Here is a 435-nt window from a genome sequence, read left to right as displayed (position 1 = left end):
CTTCACGAAAGTTTTCTCGGGCTTTATCGGTATTTTCAGCAAATAACGTTAGCGTACGGTTAAATTCGCCCGCCGTAATTTGTTCAAAATCAACATCGTTCTTTTTTACTATTTTATTAAAGTTTGGAATTTGTGCAATAACACCAATAGAGCCAACAATTGCGAACGGCGCTGCAATAATATGATCAGCCACACAAGCCAGCATGTAGCCACCACTGGCAGCGTCTTTGTCGATTGATACGGTTAACTCAATGCCAGCTGCGTTAAACCGTGTTAGCTGTGATGCAGCTAAACCATTCCCATGCACAACGCCGCCAGCACATTCAACACGAACTAACACTTTGTCCTTTTTAGGGTCCGCTATTGAAATAATCGCAGTCACTTCTTCGCGTAAACTCTCTACTTCATGTGCGTCCATACTGCCGTTAAAGTCAA

General features: G+C 43.0%; 1 protein-coding gene. It reads right to left on the bottom strand.

Annotation, left to right across the window (positions count from 1 at the left end; translation table 11 throughout):
- A partial coding sequence (locus CWB78_RS18340) for a S49 family peptidase (protein WP_171040365.1) occupies positions 1–435 on the bottom strand: 435 nt, incomplete at both ends.

It is taken from the genome of Pseudoalteromonas sp. S1612, assembly GCF_005887175.1.
GTDB lineage: Bacteria > Pseudomonadota > Gammaproteobacteria > Enterobacterales > Alteromonadaceae > Pseudoalteromonas > Pseudoalteromonas undina.
This window is presented reverse-complemented; position numbering and strand designations above follow the sequence as displayed.